Annotated in this window: 18 protein-coding genes; 1 reads left to right on the top strand and 17 read right to left on the bottom strand. The window is 41.3% G+C overall.

What is annotated here, in order from left to right; translation table 11 throughout:
• Nucleotides 1-23: 23 nt before the first annotated feature.
• The 13 genes from GTQ34_RS02735 to GTQ34_RS02675 all read right to left on the bottom strand — a co-directional run bounded on the left by GTQ34_RS02735 (nucleotide 24) and on the right by GTQ34_RS02675 (nucleotide 19,097).
• On the bottom strand, nucleotides 24-1,778 hold the full coding sequence (locus GTQ34_RS02735; RefSeq protein ID WP_166522222.1) for a hypothetical protein: 1,755 nt from the start codon (nucleotides 1,776-1,778) through the stop codon (nucleotides 24-26).
• Nucleotides 1,779-1,787: 9 nt separating this feature from the next.
• Nucleotides 1,788-3,008 carry a DUF4249 domain-containing protein gene (locus GTQ34_RS02730; RefSeq protein ID WP_235914976.1) on the bottom strand — a complete coding sequence of 407 codons (1,221 nt, stop codon included), beginning with the start codon at nucleotides 3,006-3,008 and terminating at the stop codon, nucleotides 1,788-1,790.
• A complete protein-coding gene (locus GTQ34_RS02725; RefSeq protein ID WP_166522220.1) occupies nucleotides 3,005-4,189 on the bottom strand; it encodes a DUF4249 domain-containing protein in 1,185 nt (394 codons plus the stop codon). The genes GTQ34_RS02730 and GTQ34_RS02725 overlap by 4 nt, the downstream gene beginning before the upstream one ends.
• Complete coding sequence (locus tag GTQ34_RS02720; protein ID WP_166522219.1) at nucleotides 4,186-5,382, bottom strand: DUF4249 domain-containing protein; 1,197 nt, start codon at nucleotides 5,380-5,382, stop codon at nucleotides 4,186-4,188. Before GTQ34_RS02720 ends, GTQ34_RS02725 begins: the two co-directional genes overlap by 4 nt.
• Nucleotides 5,379-6,578 (bottom strand): DUF4249 domain-containing protein, encoded by a 1,200-nt coding sequence (locus tag GTQ34_RS02715; RefSeq protein ID WP_166522218.1) that lies wholly within the window; start codon nucleotides 6,576-6,578, stop codon nucleotides 5,379-5,381. Before GTQ34_RS02715 ends, GTQ34_RS02720 begins: the two co-directional genes overlap by 4 nt.
• A complete protein-coding gene (locus GTQ34_RS02710; RefSeq protein WP_166522217.1) occupies nucleotides 6,575-7,777 on the bottom strand; it encodes a DUF4249 domain-containing protein in 1,203 nt (400 codons plus the stop codon). The genes GTQ34_RS02715 and GTQ34_RS02710 overlap by 4 nt, the downstream gene beginning before the upstream one ends.
• 1 nt (nucleotide 7,778) lies before the next feature.
• Nucleotides 7,779-10,547, bottom strand: coding sequence for a carboxypeptidase-like regulatory domain-containing protein (locus tag GTQ34_RS02705; protein ID WP_166522216.1), 2,769 nt, complete (start codon nucleotides 10,545-10,547; stop codon nucleotides 7,779-7,781).
• On the bottom strand, nucleotides 10,544-11,293 hold the full coding sequence (locus GTQ34_RS02700) for a hypothetical protein (RefSeq protein WP_166522215.1): 750 nt from the start codon (nucleotides 11,291-11,293) through the stop codon (nucleotides 10,544-10,546). Before GTQ34_RS02700 ends, GTQ34_RS02705 begins: the two co-directional genes overlap by 4 nt.
• Before the next feature lie 187 nt (nucleotides 11,294-11,480).
• Entirely contained in the window at nucleotides 11,481-13,874 is a 2,394-nt protein-coding gene (locus GTQ34_RS02695; RefSeq protein ID WP_166522214.1) for a penicillin acylase family protein, read from the bottom strand.
• Nucleotides 13,875-13,958: 84 nt separating this feature from the next.
• Nucleotides 13,959-15,938, bottom strand: a complete 1,980-nt coding sequence (locus GTQ34_RS02690; RefSeq protein WP_166522213.1) for a protein-disulfide reductase DsbD family protein — start codon at nucleotides 15,936-15,938, stop codon at nucleotides 13,959-13,961.
• Nucleotides 15,935-17,242: a tRNA lysidine(34) synthetase TilS gene (gene tilS / locus GTQ34_RS02685; protein WP_166522212.1), complete on the bottom strand. Its 1,308-nt coding sequence runs from the start codon at nucleotides 17,240-17,242 to the stop codon at nucleotides 15,935-15,937. The genes GTQ34_RS02690 and tilS overlap by 4 nt, the downstream gene beginning before the upstream one ends.
• Nucleotides 17,243-17,261: 19 nt before the next feature.
• Entirely contained in the window at nucleotides 17,262-18,560 is a 1,299-nt protein-coding gene (locus tag GTQ34_RS02680; RefSeq protein WP_166522211.1) for an anthranilate synthase component I family protein, read from the bottom strand.
• A 3-nt stretch (nucleotides 18,561-18,563) separates the two neighbouring features.
• Complete coding sequence (locus GTQ34_RS02675) at nucleotides 18,564-19,097, bottom strand: NADPH-dependent FMN reductase (protein WP_166522210.1); 534 nt, start codon at nucleotides 19,095-19,097, stop codon at nucleotides 18,564-18,566.
• A gap of 130 nt (nucleotides 19,098-19,227) precedes the next feature.
• Here GTQ34_RS02675 and GTQ34_RS02670 point away from each other — a divergent pair, with 130 nt between their 5' ends.
• Entirely contained in the window at nucleotides 19,228-20,427 is a 1,200-nt protein-coding gene (locus tag GTQ34_RS02670; protein WP_166522209.1) for an acyltransferase family protein, read from the top strand.
• 23 nt (nucleotides 20,428-20,450) lie between these two features.
• Here GTQ34_RS02670 and GTQ34_RS02665 read toward each other — a convergent pair whose 3' ends face one another.
• The 4 genes from GTQ34_RS02665 to GTQ34_RS02650 all read right to left on the bottom strand — a co-directional run bounded on the left by GTQ34_RS02665 (nucleotide 20,451) and on the right by GTQ34_RS02650 (nucleotide 23,702).
• Nucleotides 20,451-21,194 (bottom strand): NIPSNAP family protein, encoded by a 744-nt coding sequence (locus tag GTQ34_RS02665; RefSeq protein WP_166522208.1) that lies wholly within the window; start codon nucleotides 21,192-21,194, stop codon nucleotides 20,451-20,453.
• A 61-nt stretch (nucleotides 21,195-21,255) separates the two neighbouring features.
• Nucleotides 21,256-22,662 (bottom strand): dihydrolipoyl dehydrogenase, encoded by a 1,407-nt coding sequence (gene lpdA / locus GTQ34_RS02660; protein ID WP_166522207.1) that lies wholly within the window; start codon nucleotides 22,660-22,662, stop codon nucleotides 21,256-21,258.
• An 85-nt stretch (nucleotides 22,663-22,747) separates the two neighbouring features.
• The gene (locus tag GTQ34_RS02655; protein WP_166522206.1) at nucleotides 22,748-23,137 is read right to left on the bottom strand and encodes a hypothetical protein; all 390 of its coding nucleotides are present in this window, start codon (nucleotides 23,135-23,137) and stop codon (nucleotides 22,748-22,750) included.
• Nucleotides 23,138-23,243: 106 nt separating this feature from the next.
• Nucleotides 23,244-23,702, bottom strand: coding sequence for an Lrp/AsnC family transcriptional regulator (locus GTQ34_RS02650; RefSeq protein WP_166522205.1), 459 nt, complete (start codon nucleotides 23,700-23,702; stop codon nucleotides 23,244-23,246).
• Between the last annotated feature and the right edge of the window lie 49 nt (nucleotides 23,703-23,751).

Here is a 23,751-nt window from a genome sequence, read left to right as displayed (position 1 = left end):
ATAAGACTGAAATATATTCAATCCTACTCAACAACAAGCCGCTCTTTGACGGATACTGGGTTTCCAGTTGACGTAAACCCCTCTAGAACCAACTCGTAGGTTCCCGGCACATCAGAAGTATAAAAAATAACCTCTTTTGAACCGCTGGATAAATCTAGGTTTGGCTCCCAAAATAATTGGTGTCTAAAGTCTGGGACACGCTGGTTTTGATTTTCGGAATAATCTTGGTTGTAATATACTTTTTCCGATTCTGGTTTGAACAAGTCCACATTGACGATGTGAGGGGTATAGAAATCACTATAAAAATTTCCCTCAATAGTTTTGAAGGATATTACTCCTTGAAACATTTGCGAGCCCAACAATACTTTTTCCCGTGAAAAACTAATAGTTTTTATTTTTTTGGCACTATAGTCCATTATGTCTTCATGCCTCCTGATGAACAACCCGTCAACGAATACCATAGGAAGTAGCCCCCTATCGGCAAAACCTTCTTCGGGTCTTACCTCAAAAATACGTGTGCCATCATCCAATCTTCGCACACCCACTTGGTCCACTACCTCAACAATGGTTTCCGGTATGGAATTGAAACGTGTATAATCATCAAAATCGTACATCGCAGTGAATTTGCGATAAAACGGTAGGCTGTGCGAAGCAGGAACCACCGAATCCAGTTTCACCTCACGATAGGCATTTTCTATTTGGTTTTGTATACTTTTTTCAAGAATGCGCTGCTGCATTTCTTTGCTTAGTTTAAAGTCAGAAAAGCTAAAGGAATCATATTCGTTGTTTTCATCGTCCAGTTCCACATCAAAGCTGTCCCATTCTTCGGATAGTATCTGCAAAGCAGCAGTTGTGTTATCATATTCCCTAGCAATAATAAACTGAAATCTTCCTTGTCCATTGGAGGTTGCCACATTAAAAAGGAAGTCATCCCCAGGCAAGGAAAGTGATATCCTCTGGTTTTCTACTGGAAGGCCTGTTTCTTTTGATGTAATTGTGCCAGAAATCATATCACCTCGTAATTCTGGTAGTTCAATTGTTCCATTTCGTTTGGCTGTCAATACTCTATTCAAATATTTATCTACGAAGGCTTCAGAAGACATTTGGGAAGGTGATGGCAGCGAATCCACTTTTCTAACCGAAATGGAATAATTTCCCGCAGACGCAGGTTCATTCTTTCCATTGACCACCACGGTGACCATTTCCCTTTTCCCAACAACATCATTATCCAAGCTAAGTTTCAAATGAACACTTTCCTTTTGAGCGGGGACATTAGATGCAATCGGTTTTTTTGGTGCGGCAGGGACAATGGTATCCAACGAATCCTTAGGTTCCTCTAGATAAACAGCTGGGACCGGCTGGTAGGGGTTGACGATATATACATCTGACTGAAAAAAATGCTCTTGTGGAATATTTTTCATCCATTCCGAATACCCCAAAAGCTTATAGCTTCCCGTAGGGATTGAAGTTGGTACGAAGAAATCACCAGAACCCTTCCCGGATTGTAGATTTAACTTATGTGAAAATATAATGTCCCCCTCTTTGTTGATTAGGCTTACGTAGCCTATTTTACTTATCTGACTCAATGACTTGGTGGCCTTGTCCAGACAGTAAAACTTGTACAGCAAGTTTTCCCCTGAAAACACCAAGGATTCATTATGCTGCAGATAAACAGCCTCTTGCGGCATGTTTTTAAAGCTTCCACTAGCGCTGTTCTGGGCATTTAACCCAAGAACTAGTGAAACACCAAATGCAATCGCAATCTTTATTTTTTTCATAATTTTAAGTTATTCCACCCAAAATTCGGGCGGCGTTGAACTACCAATACTTGTACAATCTCCACAAACCTTTGGAACTACCAAAAAAGGGCCTTGATTCGAGTCTCCGTTAGTATTTTCCTCTACGTAGGCGACCAAGTCAAGTTCCACCAATCGAAGCAGCACACATATCGGAGGTAAACCTCGGGACAAAACTGGTGCGGTAAAGGTGCAAGGTTCTATATAGGGAGGAAGATCTTCATTTGGGTAAAAATCTTCATAATTGAAGAAAATACGTTGCTCTGTAACTGGGGAAACATCAAAATAACCCAACACTTTTTCCGCTTGATTGATTTCAGAGGCTACGTTACCCACCAAAAAGCCCGGTTGAGTTTCAGAAAATAGACTTTCGCTTCCCGAAAACTCCTGTAATGTTTCATAGAACGTATATGCTTCATTCGAAAGCACAAACTGTTTCACCAAGATGCTGTACCTGTGCGAAATAATGTAATTATCCCTATTAATGAAACGAACCATAAAGTCATCAAGCCTGTCCTGTTCGAAACTGTCAGTGCTGGCTATGACAATATCATTGGATGGTACGGTGGTATAACAGATACTTTCGCTTATGTCACGTGTTTGCTGCAAAACTTGGACGCCGCAAACCACGGCTTCGGGGCGTGTATCGGCTCCCAAACTATTAGGACTCCAAAACGGGGCTTCGATTCTAAAGGTTTCCTCAAAAGTATAGCGATAATATTTGGATTGGCCTTGTGGATCGTTCGTATCCAACAAAATGGCAATGCCGTCTTCGCCAAAATCGTTTTGCCTCCTTTCTACTTTCAATTCATCGATGCTAACAGCGTTTTTTAAGGTTGCGGTTTCAGAGGAATAGGTTCTACCATCCGCTGTGGTAATAAAAAGTCTGTAACTGTTGTCCGATTGGGCAGCAAAAGGCTCTGAGGAAACATAAATTCCATTACCCGTATCTTGAAAAGAGAAACTGTTCCCTGACCCATCTTCTATCTTGACATTTGCATTGGACTCTGGCATTGGGCCATCGGCTTCGAACTCAAAAGTCCGTGTAAGGTACACCTCTTGGTTTTTGAATTCGTTGGTGATGGTCGCTTCCACCACCAAGGCGCTTTCAAAATCCACAAAGGTGGCCTCGAATGGCTCTATGCAACTGCAGAGCGACACCATGATGACGGCAGGTAAAACAAAACGATATGTGAAACGTCCAATTTTCATTCTATCCAAAAATCAGGGATTTCAGATGGACCTAAAATGGTACAGTCGCCACAGACTTGTGGTACAATGATGTAAGGGCCTCCTGGGATTATTATCCCCTCGTTTTCTTCAATATATTTTATTAAATCCAATCGGACTAAATCCCTGAGGCCATTTTCTGGTGCAGTTTCCAGGCATGGGCTAACATAGGGTGGCAAACGTTCCCCAGGAAAAAAATCTTCGTAATTGAAAAAGATACGTTCTTCATCCACGGTCACCACATTGAAATATCCCAGTATTTGGTCAGCTCCATCTTGGACCGGGAACACATTCCCTTCCAAAAAACCAGGCTGTGTCTCCGAAAAAAGGCTTTCTGATGTGGCGAAACTGTTCAATGTCTCGTAAAAGTTTTGAGCCTGTTGGGATTGGCCAAACTGCCTGACCAAAATACTATACCGATGGGAAATGATATAGTTGTTCCGGTTTATAAAGCGAACCATAAAATTCTCGATGCTACCTTGATTAAAATCCTCGGTATCGGCAAGTAAAAAATTTGTGGATTTTCGGAACGGATAGCAAACCCGCTCATCCAAGGACCGAGGAACAATGATAATGTTCTGGGGATCGGTGCTTTCGTCCAGTTCCAGTTCTTTGGGATTCCATCTGGGAGCAATCACCTTGTAAGTTTCCTCATATTCCCAACGATAGAAATTTTCAGTTTCATCCAAACTGCTGGTATTTAAAAAAATACCCATGCCTTCATCCCCAAAGTCGTTCACTATACGTTCGGCATACAGACTATCAATATTGGATACGTTGCCCATTTGTGCCTGTTCGGATTGGTATGAGCTCCCATCCCTGGTGGTTATGGATAGGGTGTATTGGGTATCGGATTGCGACGCAAAGGGCTCTTCGGAGTAGTAATTGCCATCGTCCGATTCCATAAAATCGTAGCTGGCCCCATTATCGGAAACCACCCGAACCGTGGCACCCGATTCTCCAGTGGGTCCCTCCGCTTCAAATTCGTAGGTGCGTGTAAGGATGATCTGCTGTTGCTTCATTTCATTGGTTATCGTGGCATCGACCACCAAGATGCTCTCAAAATCCACAAAGGTGGCCTCGAATGGCTCTATGCAACTGCAGAGCGACACCATGATGACGGCAGGAAAAAGAAAACGATATGTGATGTTCCTTATTCTCATTCTATCCAAAAATCAGGGATTTCTGAAGTTCCCAAAACACCACAGTCACCGCATACACGAGGAACAATGAGGTATGGTCCCTCATTAGGGCCTGGTGAAGAATTATCTTCTGCATATATTCCCACGCCAGCCTCTATTATAGGTCGCAGCACACAGCCGCCCATATCTGCGATAAGAGGGGTGCTTCCGGTACAGGGTTCAACGTAAGGCGGTAAATCTTCTCCTGGATAGAAATCATCGTAATTAAAAAAAAGACGTTGCTTCGAGACCGAACTCACATCAAAATACCCCAATACACTTTCATTGATATCATCCCTTGAAAAAACATTGCCTTGCAGAAATCCAGGTTGTATCTGAGAAAACAGACTTTCGGATCTTGACAGCTCATTGAGCGTATCAAAAAAGGTAAACGCTTCATTGGATTGTACATATTGTCTGACCAGAATGCTATATCGGTGGGAAATAATATAGTTTTCCCTACTTATTAAACGTACTCTGAAATCACTCACCCTGTCTTCTCCCAAATCTTCAGTGGATGTCAAAATGATATCTGTGGAAAAATCAGTGGCATAACAAACTTGCTCGTCCGTCACGTTGGCAATTTTCAGAACATTGCACCCTCCCGCTGGGTCGCCGATAAGGGAAGTTGGAGACCACGTTGGCGCAATAACCCTATATGTCTCTTCGTACTCATAGCGATAGTTCTTGGCATTGCCAGTTGGGTCGAAACTATTGACGAATATGGCCATACCGTCTTCACCCAAGTCGGTTATAACTCGTTCTGCCCTTAATTCGTCTATTGCTGTCACCGCACTTAGCTGTACCACATCAGAACCGTAATTTCGGCCGTTGGCTGTTGTAACGGAAAGATCGTAGTCTATCCCTTGTTGAGCTGCAAATTCTTGGGTGGATAGATAGACTCCGTTCCCTTGATCTTCAAAGGCAAAAATATTCCCTTGTGAATCATTGATACGAACATTCGCGTCAGTTTCAGGAATGGGGCCATCAGCTTCAAACTCGAAGGTTCTGGAGAGTACAATTTGTTGCCTTTTGTTCTCGTCGGTTATGGTGGCATCTATGACCAAAGCACTTTCAAAATCCACAAAAGTGGTCTCAAAGGGTTCAATGCAACCGCTTAGCACAAGTATTGCGAAACTTGAGCATAAAAAAAGATATGTGTTGTTATTTCTCATCCTTCTATCCAAAAATTTGGTGGTTCAGCAGGGCCTAAGACTTTGCAGTCCCCGCATATGCGAGGTACTATGCGATATGGACCTGGAACTAAATCAGGTCCACTGCTACCAGCATAGATTCCGGCGCCACTTTCAATCAATGTCCGAACAAGACATCTATTAGCCGATTCAATTGGTGGAGCAGTGCCAATACAAGGGTCTAGGAAAGGGGGCAGTTCTTCTTCGGGATAAAAGTCATTGTAATTGAAAAAAATCCGCTCCTCGTCAATAGTATTCAAGTCAAAAAGACCCAAAACATGTTCTTCGGAATTATCAACAGAAAATATATTTCCCTGCAAAAAACCTGGTTGTACTTGTGACAAAAGGCTTTCAGAACTGGAAAGTTCCAAGAGTATATTATAGAATTCAAAGGCTTGATCTGATTGTATCAACTGCCTTACAAGGATGCTGTACCTGTGGGAAATGATATAATCGTTTCTGTTAATGAACCTTATTTGAAAGTTCTCTACCCTATCCTGGGACAAGTATTCGGTTGAAGTAAGCAGTATGTCTTTTGAGAGCGATGTTGGAAAACAATTTTGTTCGTTGGAGATATTGGGAACTAGTCTCATTTCGCATCCTTCATCATTTACGGGCGCCAACTCCAAAGGGGACCAAAGCGGTGCAATTATGTGATAGGTCTCCTCATATTCAAAGCGATAATTCTTTGAATTTCCCATAGGGTCAAAACTATCCACCAAAATGACAATTCCATCTTCACCTTTCTCATTGACCATTCGTTTTGCATCAACATTAAGTATTTTAGCATTCCCTACTTGTAGCTGTTCGGCGTCTGAACGGTACCTGTTCCCGTCGGAGGTGCTCAGTAGCAGCTGATATTGAATTCCCTGCTCAACCCCAAAGCTTTCCATTGAAATATAACTGCCATTTCCGCTATCCGCAAACAAGTATATATTACCATCACTATCCACGACACTCACATTGGCATTAAGCTCTGGAATTGGCTCAGCATTGAATTCATAGGATCTTGAAACATTAATTTTTTGAAATTTAGGTATATCGGTAATTATAGCTTCAACTACCAAGACACTTTCAAAATCGACAAAAGTGGTGTCAAAAGATTCTATACAGCTAAATAGGACAACTCCAAAAAGCATTGTCAGGAATTTATGATATTTAGGTCTTAGATTTTTCATTCAATCCAAAATTCTGGTATTTCTTGTGGCCCCAAAACCGAACAGTCGCCACAGATTCTACGAACTATCAAATACGGCCCCTGATTACTACCGGGTTCCGCTCCGCTATCCCCTGCATAGACGCCAGCTCCAATTTCTATTATTGGACGAAGTACACAGCCTCCTTCGTTCGCGATTACCGGACTGCTGGTTTGGCAAGGATCTATATAGGGTGGTAAATCCTCACCGGGATAGAAGTCGTCATAATTAAAGAAAAGTCTTTGCTCGGAGACCGTGCTCACATCAAAAAAACCCAGTACCCGCTCTTCGCTATTTTCGGATGAAAAAACATTGCCCTGCAAAAAACCAGGTTGGGTCTGGGAAAAAAGGCTTTCTGAACTTGAAAGTTCTTTAAGTGTACTGTAAAAGTTAAAGGCTTCATCGGATTGGACAAACTGTCTTACCAAGATGCTATAACGATGGGATATGATGTAGTTTTGTCGACTGATGAAGCGAACCATAAAATTTTCAACGCGGTCCTCGTCCAAATCTTCAGTGGACGTCTGAATAATTTGATTCGAATTGTTGGTCTCATAACAGACTTGGGCCAAATCATTATTCCTAACTAAAATCATGGTGCAACCGAATTCCGTCTCAGGTACTAGTTTAACGGGCTGCCAGCTGGGAGCTATTACCCTGAAGGTTTCTTCATACTCATATCGGTAATTCTTTGAGTTTCCGGAAGGGTCAAAACTGTCCACCAAAATGGCCATACCGTCTTGACCATCATTATTAACAATGCGTTCCGCGGTAATCTGTTCAATTCCTGTCCCCGTTTTTAACGGGGTCTGGTCGGAGTTGTAGTCCCTCCCATCGGAAGTGGTCACCAAAAGTTGGTAGTCTACACCTGGTTGTGCGCCAAAGGATTCTTCGGACAAATACAATCCGTTACCCTGGTCGCTGAAAGAAAAAGTGTTTCCGCCACTATCAACGATTCGCACGTTGGCATTTGGTTCAGAGATAGGTCCATCGGCGTCGAACTCAAAAGATCTTGAGAGCAATATCTCTTGCTGCTTTACTTCGTTTGTTATCGTTGCCTCGATAACAAGGGCACTTTCAAAGTCGGTGAAAACTGCATTAAAGGGTTCGATACAAGAGGCTATCAACAACGCACTTAAAACCGAAAATTTAATCTTATGTTTTCCAAAACTATGCAACACCTTAAAATTTAAAATTATATGTTATTGTTGGTACCGGAATAGCAAATATGGAACTTTGGAACGCCTTGATATCCCCATCTTCGGTCACAAAGAAGACAGAATAGGGGTTGTTTCTTCCCAACACGTTGTAAATCGAAAAACTCCAGAAACTGTGGGCGAACTTCTTGATCTTGTGATTCCCTTCCATATTGAAGCTCAAATCCAAACGATAATAATCCGGAATCCGGAACTTGTTTCGATCACTGTAAAATACAAACTCTGAATTGTTGAAAGCAAAGCTTCCTATTGGGAAAGTTACCGGTCTACCTGTTTGATAAACAAAATTAGCCGAGGCACTGAATCTTCTGGTAAACTTATAGTTGGCAACCAAGCTTATGTCATGAGGTTTATCAAAGTTTGATGGGAAAAACTCGCCATTGTTCACGCGCTCCTCATTGAACTCGCTATCCAGCTTAACAAAGGAACGGGAATAGGTATAGCCTAACCATCCATTTAGTTTTCCCTCGTTCTTTTTAATCAAAAACTCAACCCCATAGGCCTGGCCATCTCCCTGAAGTACTTCTTGCTCTATAGCCTCATTGAGTAACAGCTGAGCACCTACTTTGTAGTCCAACAGGTTCCTTTGTTCTTTATAATACCCCTCTAGACTGAGTTCATATTTGTTTCCCTCAAAATTCTTATAGAAACCTAGTGAAGCTTGATAGGCTTCTTGAGGTTTGATATTCAAGTCGGACAGTTTCCAAGTATCTGTCGGGGATACCGTTGTATTATTGGAAAGGGTATGGATATACTGAAATGCATTATTAACACTGGCCTTGACCGAAAAATCAGGTGCCAAAAAGTACCGGGCCGAAAGTCGGACCTCAGGACCTCCATAGGTTTCAATGACCTCGTTATCGTCAAATTCTTGGGTTTCCACCAATGTACCACTGTTTCTTGGAGCATTATCTTGGTAAATACGCTGCTGACCGGCTCCGAGCGCCGCATAAAAAGAAAAGCGGAGCCCCATATCTATCAATAGCTTGTCATTGACCTCATAGCTATCCGATATAAAAACTGCGGACTCCAATCCTCTTTCTCGGGGTATGACCAAGGAAGAAACATCAGAATCCGTACCCAAAGGATCTATATTGCCCGGGTCTACAACATAGAGTTTACTGGCAATTCCAAAATCAAAGGAGTGTTTACCGCCGGGTAGATACCGCATTCTGTACTTGAACTCGGTTTCGTTATTTTTATATCCCAAATCAAAGTCATCATTCGATTCTCCGTCGAATTCAATTCCAAATTGATATTCGCTATTGGACAAAACCAGACTTCCGGTTGTTTTATCACTGAATTTATGGTCCCATCCCAATGAAACCAATCGGTTGCTATAGTTAAAAATAGAGTCTGAGGTAATACTGAATTCGTCCCTACTGAAATATCCTGTTGCTTTCAACTCATTATTCTCATTGATCGTGTGATTATATTTAGCGAGAACATCAAAGAATGATGCCGTGCTGTTGCTCAATTGCTCATCATCCAAGCTATCCAAAATCCAATCAGAATAAGTGGCCCTACCTCCTACCATGAGTGCCGCTTTGTCCTTTATTATTGGGGTTTCTAAAACTATATTACTGGTCACTGGGCCAATGGAGGCCTCTCCCGAAAATTTTTCCGTATTGGCATCTTTTGAGGTAATATCGAACACTGAAGAAAGTCTTCCGCCGAACTGCGCAGGAATATGCCCTTTGTAAATCTCCGCTGAACCCGTTGTAAATGGGTTTATCGCCGAGAATATTCCAAAGAAATGTGAAGGATTATAGATAACCCCATTGTCCAGTAAAATCAAGTTCTGGTCCGTTCTACCCCCACGTACGTTATACCCAGAGGCCCCTTCCCCTGCTGTGGTAATCCCAGGCAAGGTTACCGCTGCCTTGAGCACGTCCCTTTCTCCCAAAACCAATGGGATGTTCTTAATTTTTTCAACCTCTATCAACGTTACTCCGGTAATTGCGGTTTCCACATTCCTGTCGATATTGCCCTGCACCACTACTTCATCCAAGGCTTCCACACTTTCATTCAACTGAAAGTTGTAAGAACCATCATTATAAAGGATTATCTGGGTTCGTGATTCTTCAATACCCAACCCTCTGGTGGTTATAATGTTTTCACCTATGGGCAGTTCCAAACTGTAATTTCCATTGGCATTTGTAGATGTCCCTATATCTTTTCCCTCAACAATGATTGCCAAATCGGGTATGGGCTGACCTGTTCTTGCATTTAAAGCTTTTCCATTTAATGTAAAGGTGCGCCTTCTACTGTTTCGGTTTTCCCTTCCAATTTTTACCGTTTCCAGTCCACGATTGTTGTCGTCATTGCCAACAAAAAGAGGCCCAATGTCCTGCAATTGATCATATTGTGGAAAATCATCCTCAACTTTGTCCGGGGCTCCAAAAAAATCATCGGGCAGCGAATCATAAATCTGATTGTTCTGCAAAAGGTATATCCTGTCGGAGTCCATGATGAAATAGTTGAGTACAGTATCCTCAAAAAGATTGTCCAAAACAGTGTTCACCGGTGTATCCTGAAAATTTCCAGTCACTCGCAATTCTTTCAGCCAATCTGATAAGTAAAAGAATTTGTATGAAGTCTTGCGCTCTATTTCGGCGAGGGCATCTTCTGCAGGGGTGTTGGTGAACGATACCGAAATGCGAGGTACTTCTGTTTGTGCAAATACGTATTGCATGCTCATAAAAAGCATGAAAACGGTCATAATTTTTTTCATTCTTCTACTGGTTTATTGGATTGGTTAAGAAGGGTTTCTATACGTCTAACCAGGCTAACTTGAAATTGATTTGGGTCTGATCTTCTAAGGCTTTTGGCAATTCGATAAAATCTGTCAATTTGTCTTTTTTGGTCTGGGAACAAATCCACCATGTCTTTTTTGGAATTTACAATATGGTGCTTGCCCTTGTACAATAATACATGCTCTGATGGGCCGTCCAAAAACTCGTAGTAAATGGAACTTCTATCCTTTCTTTCAAAACTTTTTTTGTTGTATTTAGTATATAAAATGAAAGTGGGAGATTCCATTGCCTTGGCGTAAAAGCCATAAGCATTTAACCCAGGGGCTACTTCTTCCGTAAGTTTCACGAACTTCAATCCACCTAATTCAAAACTATCGACATACTCCTTGAAAAGCCTAAGAGTCCCTCCTCCTGCTGACGAAATTAGCTTCATAAGAACCTGGTCTTCATAAAGGTCATACTTCAGATCCAGGCCATAGTAACATTGGCCATCGTAACAGACATTGCCTTTTTGAAAATCGAGCGTTCTAAAAAATTGGGTTTGTTCGTTTATTGTCCGATACTTTTCAGCATAAACCTCACCTTGATAAAGACCAGTATTTTCAATCCCCACGCGTTCATCGTAAGCATTGTAATATTCTACGTAAGCTTGTTGTTGTCCGAATGTCATAAGAAAACATCCAAAGCATAAAATACAACTTACATATCCTTTGTGCGTATTCATAATTGTGTTCTTGGTTAGAGAATTTAGCTTGAAGATGCCGCATTCCTTTGTTGGTTTTTTAAAATACTATTTAATCTTGGCACTTCTAAGAAAACCAAAAAAAACATCAAGACCAACAAAATGGCATGAAATCATCGTTAAATGAGATTTCAGGCCACCTAATTTGATTTAAATGAAAGTAAGGCTATTATTTTTTAACAAACTTCAAGAGCGATTCAGCATTGTCTTGAATCTCTCGCTTGTTCATCATCATTTTCCGGAATTTCCCTTTAACGTACATTTCAGCTTGATCTTTGTAATGCTTACTAAATGGATTTCCAGATTGACCTGTTGGTAGTATGCTGATGCTATTCTCTATATCTGAAAAGTCGATAACCCTCCGAGTGGAAGGTCCTGAATTTACTTTGTAGAGGCCAGTGCTGTCATAGGGAAAAGCCATGTTGTTGATAACCTCTCGGGTGCCTTCCACAGGAAAAGGGCCAACATTAAAAAAGTTGCGAAGTGTTTCCACTTTTCCAAAAGGGTGTTGATGCTCCAAAGTATGGACCTTACCCCATTGCCATTGGTTGGGGTCGGGACCAAAGTCTTCCACCAATGAATTCCATGCGTCATCAAACGATTTAATTAAAACCTCCAATCGTGTTTCCAAGGTATCCGCTGTATGCACATTGTCCCACCATTTACCGTCTTCCATTTGGGCTCCCCAGGCAATATGGCGCTTTATAAGATGTGTTGCCAACAATTGATTAAATCGGTCTTCACCCAATTCGTCCTCAAATGTGTTTTTTAGCATATAGTATTCTGCCCTATGGAACAAAGTTGGGCTGATTCCATCTACCGCATAATGGCCATCCCAATTTTTGAGCGCATCTACCCAAATGAGTTGTTCTTCAGAAAGTATCGAAACATCAACCAGTTTAATCAATTCTGTGACCAAACTTGGATTTACCGAGGAGGTCACATCCAAAATCATTTCAGAAGTGGCCTTTTTGTCCCAGTCATTCTTGTTTTCTAAAAGTTGAACAATTCGCTTAGCACGGTTTTCGGGAAGATAGTAACCCGGATATAACATTCCTGCAGTGGAATCTGGTTGGTTATTGGCAGAATATACATACTGCCACGGTGGATTAACAGCACTTGGGTTTTCTGAGAAGTCAAGAAATCGAATGGGTTCTTGTTTGCCAGATGTTCCATCGAGGATAAACTTTGTGGAAACACTATCGGGCATTTGATTTAATTTTGCTGTGGCCCACCAAGCCACATTGCCATCTGCATCACCATACATCACATTAAGGCCAGGTGCATGGATTTTGGGCAATGCATCTTCAAATTGTGCAATATCAGTAGCATGACAAAGTCCGTGCAATCCGTGCAAGACCTCGTTCTTGTGCATCACATACATCCATGACATGGCCACCGGTTGTTCATCATCTATTTGGGTCGCAATATCATTTACCACAGGACCATGCCTAGTTTTTTTAAAGGTAAAAGAAACATCTTCACTATCTTTTACTTTAATCGTTCTGGTAACATAATCATACCTTTCCCATCCGTTTTCGGTCCTATATTTTGTACTGTCCTGCGGGTGGGTTTCCTCATAGTAAAAGTTGAGGTCGTCATTCTGCAACATGGTCAAACCATACGCCAAATCCCTGTTGTGTCCCAACAACGGAAATGGCACACCTCCCAGATGATATCCGTATTTCTCATAATTGGGTGTGCTCACATGAGCTTCATACCAAACAGAGGGCTGTGCAAATCCAATATGTGGGTCGTTGGCTAAAATAACTTTCCCATTCTTGGTCTTGGATGGTGCCAAAACCCAGCTGTTACTGCCAACAAAAAGGGGCACTGGAAGCTTTTGCAGTGCCTTTGTGGCATTGGAGGTAATCATTGCTCCCAAAGAATCCGGGCTGTTCTTCTTATAGTTTTTAATCCAAACTGTCGAGGTATCCGAGTAAATGGCCAGATCGTCAATGTACTCTTCTCCAAACTCTTGTTGAATGCTCGTTAACAAAGGGTCAGTTTTATGGCCCATGGCAAAGCTAAAGGCCATATATCCTACAACATTGTAGACATCTTCCAAAAGAAAAGGTCTCTTATCGATTCCAGTAAGATAGAATTCAACGGGCGTAGGCCCTTCTTCGATAAAGGCATTTATTCCGTCCAAATAGAATTGACAGAGAACGACCATTTCATCCTCCTTGTCCAGTTGCGAGACTGTTTGATTTGTATGTTCGTCAATACCGAGGGAAAGAAAAAATTTGTCAGTATCTACCAAATCGGGCCCAAAAACTTCAGAAAGCTCCCCTTTTGCCAAACGTCGCAGCAATTCCATCTGCCACAATCTATCTTGGGCGTGTACATAGCCCAGGGCCCTAAGGGCATCCGGTTCGTTTTCAGCATAAATATGGGGTATTCCAAAGGTGTCGAAGTGAACGTTCACATCTTCTTGAAGGCCAGGCAATGTCTTTTCTCCACTGTAATCAGGTTTTAGTGTTTGAACAAACACTATCAGACTGATAATTACAAGCAATATAAGCCCTGCAAGCACTAAAAGCGCTTTCTTTATTTTTTTCACGGGGGTTCTTATGGTTATGTCAATTAGCAACCCTAAGGTAAACTATTTTCTATTAAGCGAACAAATTATTGAATCGCTATTTGTCTATCGGTTCATGGACAATTGATGCTTCTCCAAACCAGATTTGAGCCAGCGCTCATAGGTTTCCACATCCACATACTGCACGGCATCGTTGAGTAATTCCAAATTTGGGGAAAGCAATACATAATAAGGCTGCGAAGCAGCATTGAAGTTAATGGTTTGAAACGTGCCCCATTTTTGCCCCACGGTCTCAATAGCCTTTATTCTTCCCGATTCAAATTGAAAATCAAATTGCTCCTCTTTCGGTAATTCTTTTCTATCATCCACATATAATGAAATCAGCACATATTCGTTTTTTAGCAATGGATAGATGTCTGGGTGGCTCCAAACATTCTCTTCCATCTTTCGGCAGTTGACACAGGCCCAACCTGTAAAATCCAACAATATGGGTTTGTTTACTTCTTTGGCATAAGCGACACCCGCTTCAAAATCCTTGAAACAATCCAATCCAAGGGGGCAGTCACTATCTTTTTGTTGAACACTATAGAAATCCGGAGGCGGAAAGCCGCTCAACAATTTAAGGGATGTCACATTAAACAATCCGAGTACAAGATATAGCGTGAACCCTGCACTCAATAAGCCCAAGACTTTTCGTACTGATGAGATTCTTCCTTTTGGTCCATCATGCGAAAATCGAATGAAACCGAAAAGGTACAAGGTCATCAATAAAAATAGGAAAATCCATATCCCCAAGAATATTTCTCGCTTTAATAAGCCCCAGTGACCCACTAAATCGGCATTAGATAGGAACTTGAAGGCAAGGGCGAGTTCCAAAAAGCCCAAAACCACTTTTACAGTGGTCATCCAACCTCCTGATTTGGGGAGGGAATTCAACCAGGTGGGAAATAGGGCAAACAGGGCAAAGGGCAAAGCCAATGCCAATCCAAAACCTGTCATACCAGCGGTTAAATTTGTTGCTACATCGCCTGCCGCCAAGGTGGTGCTTCCCAAAAGTGCTCCCAATATGGGACCTGTGCAAGAAAAAGACACAATCGCCAATGTCAAAGCCATAAAAAAAATACCCAGTCCTCCGCCAACCTTCGAAGATGCAGCATCCATTTTGTTGGCCCAAGAGCTTGGGAGGGTCAATTCATAATACCCAAAAAATGAAAAGGCAAAAACAATAAAAATCACAAAAAAGAAGACGTTGAGCCATACATTGGTGGCGATGGTATTGAGAATTTGTGAATCTACCGATTCGAACAAATGAAAGGGTATACTCAACAAAAAATAAATAAGCACTATAAAAAAGCCATATAGCATCGCATTGGCCAGTCCCTTTGATTTTTTTTGGGCGTGTTTGGTAAAAAAGGACACGGTCAACGGTATCATCGGGAAAACGCAAGGGGTTAAAAGTGCAATCAGTCCCCCTAAAAAGCCAAGGCTGAAAATCACCCAAAGATTGGATTTTCCTTTGGAATCCTGAAGCCCGCCTTGATTCAATAGCGCTTTGTTTTTTAAATCTATCTGCAGGGATTCGTTCATCAGCAGACTACGTTCATCGAGTTGCTTTTCTTCATCCACAAAGGCCTTTCCATCCAGTGAGATTTGAAACAAAAAGTCCATGGGAATGCATACCTCCTTGCAGATTTGGTAAAAGAGGTTGACGGAGATTTGACGTACCTCAGGGCTATAAAGTTTTATTTTTTGTGTGAAAATGGCCTCCTTTTTGAAGAAGGTCTCTTCTACTTCAAAAATCTCACTGTATTCTTTGATTGTTTCACTTTCCTTGGTCTGGCCAACCAGTTCATAATCCTCTCCAGCCTTCTCAAAAGTGAATTCGCTGGGCAGGGAACCTCCTTCAGCAGTATATTGTGAATATACATGCCATCCGTCCATTATTTTGCCTTTGAAGACCAGCTCATACTCTGTGTCTGAAATTTTATTGACTTCATGGGACCATACTGCAGGGCTCACATCGGTTTGTGAAAAAAGGGAAACGTGCGACCAGAGCAATGTCAACAAAAAGAGTGAAAATCTCATATGATATGGGTAACCTTTAATATCTTTTGGGTTGATGCATCCACCTTAAAGCGCTCATCCGCCCTGCGGCCGACAACCCAAACTATTTTATTTTCTGAGCATAACAACCATTGTTTTTCCTTGGTAATGACGTCAATTTTTTCATCCTTGAAAAATTTGGAAAGCTTCTTTCTCCCCTTCATTCCAAATGGATAAAAATAGTCGCCTTTTTGCCAATTCCTTAATACTAACGGAAAGTTTAACTTTTCCTTATCCAAAAAAATGGTGTTCGGCCCTAATTCCTGCATGCCTGAAACCATTTCAAATTTTAAACGAATTGGTTCCTCCAAAATTTTTACGCCATCAACAATGGCATAATTGGTTTGTTCTCTTATTTCCAAAGGCGAAAGTATCAAGTGCGTTCTGTCTCGCAGCAACCTATGCGTTTTTGAGACCAGTTCCTTGCCACTCATCGCTTCAAGCAAATTCTTGATATTATCCCATTCCGTAAAACCATATTTGTGGAACAATCCATATAGATAGGCTTCAGTGGGCTTCAATTGCTTCAGTTCATCAACATTTATGAGTTGGGCATCTCCCCTTTTTCGAAATAATCTCTTTTGGGCGGCGTTGATATCATTCGTAGCCAGCGCTTGTGTTTGCTTCAAATATGCCTGGGTATTTGTAAAGTTGGAAAGAAAGGTAGGGTGAAGTTCTTTCAATTTTGGCACTAATTCAAGTCGAATTTTGTTCCGCAAATATTTGGTTTCCACATTGCTGCTGTCCTCTCGCCATTTAATCCCTTGTGATTTGGCATAATTTTCTATTTCTTCCCTTGAAAAGCGCAATAAAGGCCTAACAAACCTATCATTTTGCTGTGGTATGCCTGTTAAACCTTCAATACCAGTACCCCTTGATAAGTTGATTATAAAGGTTTCTAAATTATCATCTATGTGATGGGCAGTCAGCACAAAATCACAATGTTCCGTTTCCAATAGTTGGTTGAACCATTGATAACGCAGTGCACGAGCTGCCATTTGGATGGACCCTCCATGTTGGTTCATATAACCTAGGGTATCAAAAACCTTAACAGAGACATTAATTCCAAGCTTTTCACCCAGTACTTTTACAAATTCCTCATCCTTGTCACTTTCGCCTCCTCGAAGGTTAAAATTGCAATGGGCCAAACAGATGTCCAGACCACTTTGATGACAAAGATGGGTTAAAACCACGCTGTCCACTCCCCCACTGCAGGCTATCAACAGCTTCTTTCCTTTTAGGAAAATTAAATTGGTTTCAATATGTTGTTTGAATTTGTTCAGCACGATACAAAATTAAGAATAACTAGCCCTGCTCTAACACACTCCGCATGGCCTTCGCCTTGAGTAGACATTCCTGATATTCTCTTTCAGGGTCCGATTTTGCCGTAATGGCGCTTCCAACGGAATACGACACATATTTTTTTGATGCATTGTAGAGAATACTTCGAATCACCACATTAAAATCAAAGTCTCCATTTGGAGCAAAGTAGCCAACTGCCCCACTGTATAATCCCCTTTTGGTTTCCTCCAGCGCTTCGATTATTTTCATGGCCGATATTTTTGGCGCACCCGTCATACTTCCCATGGGAAAAGTTTCCTTGATAAGCTCTAAAGTATTTTTGTCTTCAGCAACCTGAGCGACAATAGTCGAAATCATCTGGTGGACTTGTTTGTAATCATACACCTTACAGAGTTCTTTCACTTCTACACTTCCTTTCAAGGCACTTTTGGAAAGATCGTTACGAACCAAATCTGTTATCATAATGTTTTCGGCCCTTTCCTTTTCGTCTTGAGCCAAGGCTATTTTCAATGCCTCGTCCTCTTCAAGATTCTTACCACGTGGTGCTGTACCCTTAATGGGTTGGGAAATAATGGTCTGCCCTATTTTTTTTAAATAACGTTCTGGGGAGGCGCACATTAAATAATGTTCATCCATTCTCATAAAGGTAGCGAATGGCGGTTGTGAAATCGTATTAAGTTTAGAATAGGTTCGCCATGGGTCTATTTTAGTATCTGTGGCATAAAATTCCTGACATAGATTCGCTTCATAAATGTTGCCACGATGAATATGTTCCAAAAGCTTGTTTACTTTTTCGAAATAAGCATCCTTGTGGATGCGCATATGTATTTTCGGTTTAGCAGTATTCCCTTGGCTTCCATGTAAGTTTTTGAGTCGTTCTTTGATTTGCAAATAATCCCATTCCATTTCATCGGCATAGGATTTTAGGTATTGAAAATGCAGTTCGTTACCCTTGAGCATTATCAACCTAGAAGGTTTAAAAAACTGAATTTTCGGAAATCCGAGGCCATCCAAATTCTGTGAAACCAAATCTTCAAGGTCGTTTTTTAAATCATATGAAAAGTAGCCAAAAAGCCAATCCTGTCTCTTATCGACGTATTCGTTCAGATTATCGATGTTTTTTACAAAAAAGGAAGACCCATCAGTCTGTCCGATGGCCAGTGCGGCGTCGAAGGAACCGTACGGGTCTTTATGATTATTGCTATCCAGCCAGACTACTGCGGAATAACCCCGTGACCATTCCAACAGCGCTTTCTTTATTTTGGAAATATTTTGAATTTTAAAAACTCGGTGTTTGCGCACAGCTTACCTTAAAGTTTCCAAAAACGTTTGAAGAGCGGCTTGATGCTCTTTTTTTAAAGGTTCATCGGTAATTTTATTTTCATCAAAGTTTTCGTAGTAGGAAGGCAATGAAAAAGTTGAAACAATTTCGGCTCCAAACCTAGGCAGCATATTTTTGGTCACTTCCAAAGCTCCTTGAGCTCCCCTTTTTCCTCCAGAAGTGGACATTAGGAATATCTTTTTACCATCCATAAATTTACGTTCCAAGCGAGAGAGCCAATCCAATAGGTTCTTAAAATAGGCAGAGGGGTTTCCGTTGTGCTCATTCACAGAAACTATCAGTCCATCAACCTTTGCTATATTTTCCTTCAACTCGACCAGTGAATTGGAAAACCCCTTTTGCTTTTCATCATCTTCACTGTACATGGGAAAAGGATAATCAGTCATATTAAGTAGCTGAAAATCATGGTCCTTTAACAAGGAAGTGGTGTATTTGACCAATTGATGATTGATGGAAGTTGAAGAATTGCTTCCTGCAAATGCCAAAATTGCAGCCATAGATAAAAAACTTTGATTGTTTCGCTAAAATACTCGAATTGGTAAAGAGTTGCGAGTATTTTGTATAATTTTGCCGCGCAAAGCATCCAAACATGCTGTCAAACAAGTATATAGGATAACCAATTGCTCCATGGGGGACAAAGCCAACAGATTATTTTTTATTGATGCCATGCGTGCATGGGCCATCTTGATGATGCTACAAGGGCATTTTATCGATGGGTTGCTGAATCCAATTTTTAGAAATCCTGAAAATCCTATATATAATATTTGGCTATACTTTAGGGGAATCACCGCACCGGTATTCTTCACGGTATCTGGATTTATCTTTACGTATTTGTTGGTTCGCGTCCCGCAAAGAGGACTCGAAAATCCAAGAGTGAAAAAAGGAATCCGGCGTGGTCTGCAACTGCTTCTAATTGGCTATCTGTTGCGTTTGAATCTCTTTGGCTTGTTAAAAGGAGAACTCTATTACGGGTTTTATTTGGTAGATGTGCTTCATTGCATCGGCCTTTCCATTCTAGCCATTGTGGGCATCTACTTGCTCACGGTTCAAAAAAAGCATTTCGTTTTTCCGCTTTCCCTGATTTTGGTAACAATTCTATTGTTCCTATTGGAACCGTTGTACAAACAATATACGTTCGGTTTTCTACCACAAGGTCTGGCCAATTACTTTACCAAAGCCAACGGTTCTGTATTTACCATTTTCCCATGGATGGGCTATACTAGCATTGGGGCGGCTATTGCCCTGCTTTTTGTACGATTCAAAAATCATAGGCATCTTTATCCATACGCAATTGGCGTGGCTGCTTTACTTGGATGTGGGTTGGTATTCCTTTCATCTGATTTGTTTTTAAAGCTATCTGAAGTTACAGGAATTGAGCTTTTTGAACTGATACAGTCCAACAATTATCTTTTTATTCGTTTGGGTGATGTTTTTCTTGCTTTTGCTGTGTTCATGATTTTTAAGTCTTTTTTGACGCACAAAACCATTCTCAAAGTGGGTTCCAGTACATTGACCATCTATGTGATTCATTTTGTGGTCTTATATGGCAGTTTTACGGGGTTGGGACTCTACAAATTCTTTCAGCATGGTCTAAATCCAATGATTGCTATCCCGGGAGCGGTAGCTTTTATGGTCCTATGCACCTATCTTTCATTGCAATATGTTAAGTATGAGGAAGAAATAATGGCACAGCTGGCCTATGGCACGCAACACATTAAAAGCCAAGTTGTACTACTCCAAAAAACAGTTATAAACATCCTTAAGGAAATTGGCCTGCGCGTACGTCCTTTTTTGATGCGAATTTTTAAGGTAGTTCGCAACGACTGATAAAATCTTTGATAAATAACGGATTACAGTTTGGAATAGGGCAATCGCTCAAGATATTCCGTTTCTATATGGGAAACGGTATTGGCATACTCATCCAAGTGCAAAATTCTAATCCACTCCGGATGTTGTAAAAACTTGGCCCAGCTCTCCTGATGCTTTTCAAAGGATTCAAAAGCCAAAAAGTAAGTTAGACTAGGCATGTCGTCGCCAATTAGTTTCTCCCCAAAAAACAACGGCTTGAATCCTACTTCCTCAAAAATCTCGAATTCATGGTCGTTGAACATTTTTACTTTTCTGCGCAACGCATCCTCATTATATCCCAAATAAGTTCGTAGTTCAAAAAGTTTTACGTTTTCTCCTGGCTTAACAATCTTTGGCATTCCGGCAAAAGCTTTGAAAAACGAACTCTTGTAATGGTTTATGGGAAACTCATCCACCTCAGCATTGAGGTAGGGTTCTGCAGCATCAAGGTACTCCGAATCTGAAGAAATACCATGTTTAATATTTTCAAACTCCTCCATACTTTCATACGGAATCAGAACGTAAATTTTGTCGGGCATGGCCTTCCATTCTTTAAAAGCACCAATGTTTTCCAACCCTTGGCGCTCCATGGCTGGAATAAAGGCGTTTTCGAGATAATCATGAAGGATATTGGCATCTTTGCCAAAGGCAAGTTCATACGTTCTTAACTCATAGAGTTCCTGTTGCCCTTGGGCAAAAAAACATAAAAAGAAAATCAACAGAGCAATCTTCTTAAAAAGCAGCATAATCAGTGGGTTTATATTTTATTGAATATAGAAAAATAACTCTACAAAAAGCGCTAGAACATCACACGTGCAAAGCTCTATCATCCGTAGCGGCCAATGCGGCCTCTTTCACAGCTTCGGCATAAGTTGGGTGAGCGTGGCTCATTCTTGCAATGTCCTCCGCCGAAGCCCTAAATTCCATGGCGGTCACCCCTTCAGTAATCAGGTCGGCACACCGCGCCCCTATCATGTGTACGCCAAGTACTTCATCGGTGACTTTGTCGGCAAGTATCTTCACAAATCCATCGATGTCCATGCTGGCTCTGGCTCTTCCCAAAGCGCGCATCGGAAATTGGCCTACTTTGTAGTCTACCCCAGCTTCTTTAAGTTCTTCCTCAGTTTTGCCTACCGCAGCAACCTCGGGCCAAGTATAGACCACTCCGGGTATTAGGTTGTAATCGATATGTGGTTTTTGTCCGGCAATAAGTTCTGCGACCATGGTGCCTTCCTCCTCCGCTTTGTGTGCCAGCATAGCTCCGCGGACTACATCTCCGATGGCATAGATGTTAGCAACATTGGTCTGCAAATGGGCATTGACCTCTACCCTGCCCGTATCGTTGAGTTTTATCCCAGCTGCTTCTGCATTCAATCCTTCGGTGTAGGGTCTTCTTCCCACAGAAACCAAACAATAGTCCCCTGTAAAGGTGACTTCATTGCCTTTTTTATCATCGGCCTTCACCACAACCTCGTCACCTTTTCGTTCCACGGATTTTACTTTATGGGAAAGATTGAATTTCACCTTCTGTTTTTTCAAAACTTTCATCAGCTCCTTGGAAAGCGCACCGTCCATACCTGGAATAATTCGGTCCAAATACTCCACTACGGTTACATCTGCTCCCAACCGCTTGTAAACCTGACCAAGTTCCAGGCCAATAACTCCACCACCAATCACAATCATGTGTTTGGGCACCTCTTTTAGTTTCAAGGCTTCCGTGGAAGTGATTATTCGCTCTTTATCTAGTTCGATGAATGGCAAAGTAGATGGTTTGGAACCTGTTGCAATGATGATGTTCTTTGCTTCAATGGTTTCTACCTTTCCATTATCATCACTGATATTTACGTGAGTGGCATCCTTAAAACTGCCTACACCTTGAAAGACATCAATCTTATTTTTATCCATCAAAAATTGAATGCCCTTGGTTGTTTGGTCCACTACAGACTGTTTCCTAGCTATCATCTGTTTCAAATTTACTTTGACTTCGCCGGGAATGTCGATTCCATGCTCTTCAAAGTGCTTTATGGCGTCTTCATAATGATGTGATGAGTCCAACAGTGCCTTGGAGGGAATACAGCCCACATTGAGACAGGTACCCCCAAGGGTACTGTATTTTTCTATTATTGCGGTTTTCATTCCCAATTGTGCACAACGAATTGCTGCCACATAGCCTCCAGGTCCAGAGCCGATGATGGCCACATCATATTGATTCATATTCTATCTTTTTGTGGATAATTTTAAAACAGGTTTGTCAACAAAACAGCTGTAAAAATACAAATGTTTTTCGGGAACTTTTGTATTAAACAGGAGCCAATGGAAACTTGCTGGCGCTGTAACGTCCAAACCAAAGTCCTCCGAGCAAGGATAGTTGCAAAGCGGCCTCGAACCATACAGGACCGCTCGATTGTAGATGGATTATTATAAAGGACATTTTAGCCACAATAAATAGTGATATGAGGAAGTGGGGCCAATTATTATCCCTCACCACAATCAAGGAAGTTATAAAACCAGCAATTGTGGCCGAGGCAAAAGTGGATAATCCAGCCATAATGAGCTCAATATCCGAAGAAGAACAAAAATTTAAGCCGCTGAAGATGATATCTCTGGACAAGGTATTGTACAACACTAAGGAGAATCCCCCTACTAGTGTGGCCAGTACCGCAAGTAGAATTCGAGTACGGGATTTCATGATTAACAAGATGGTTTTTTGATTGTCTTCGTTTTTTGATATTCAAAAATTAGACATCTCCAACCAGCTGTCAATCGCTTTTAACATGGAATTAGGTTAAACTTTGCTAAATATGAACTGAAGGGCTGTTTTTTACCTCGTTGATCACAAACGAGCTCTGGGTGTTTCCTATGTTGTTGATGGCTGTGAGCTTGGTGATCATAAATTCCCTATAGGATTTCATGTCCTTTACGTTTACTTTGATGATATAATCGTAGTCTCCGCCAACATGGAAGCATTCCGACACTTCGTCCAATTTCAGGATTTCACGTTCAAATTTCAGCACATTGTCTTTGGTGTGCTGCACCAACCGGATGTGGCAGAGTACGGTGAAATTCCGCTGCACTTTTTCCTTGCTTACCAAAGCAACATATTCAGTAACAACGCCTTGCCGTTCCAAACGTTTTATCCGTTCATAAACAGCGGTTTTTGACAGCTTTAGTTTGTCAGCATAATATTTCGTGGTCCTTTTGCAATCTTTTTGCAGTAATTCGACCAACTTTTTATCCAGAATATCCAGTTCCATCCCGAATTTTTTTCAACAAAAACAGAATAATATTAATATAATTAGAATT

It is taken from the genome of Flagellimonas ochracea (genome assembly GCF_009903685.1).
GTDB lineage: Bacteria > Bacteroidota > Bacteroidia > Flavobacteriales > Flavobacteriaceae > Flagellimonas > Flagellimonas ochracea.
Note: the sequence above shows the minus strand (reverse complement) of the source record. Positions and strands in the feature narration are given on the sequence as shown.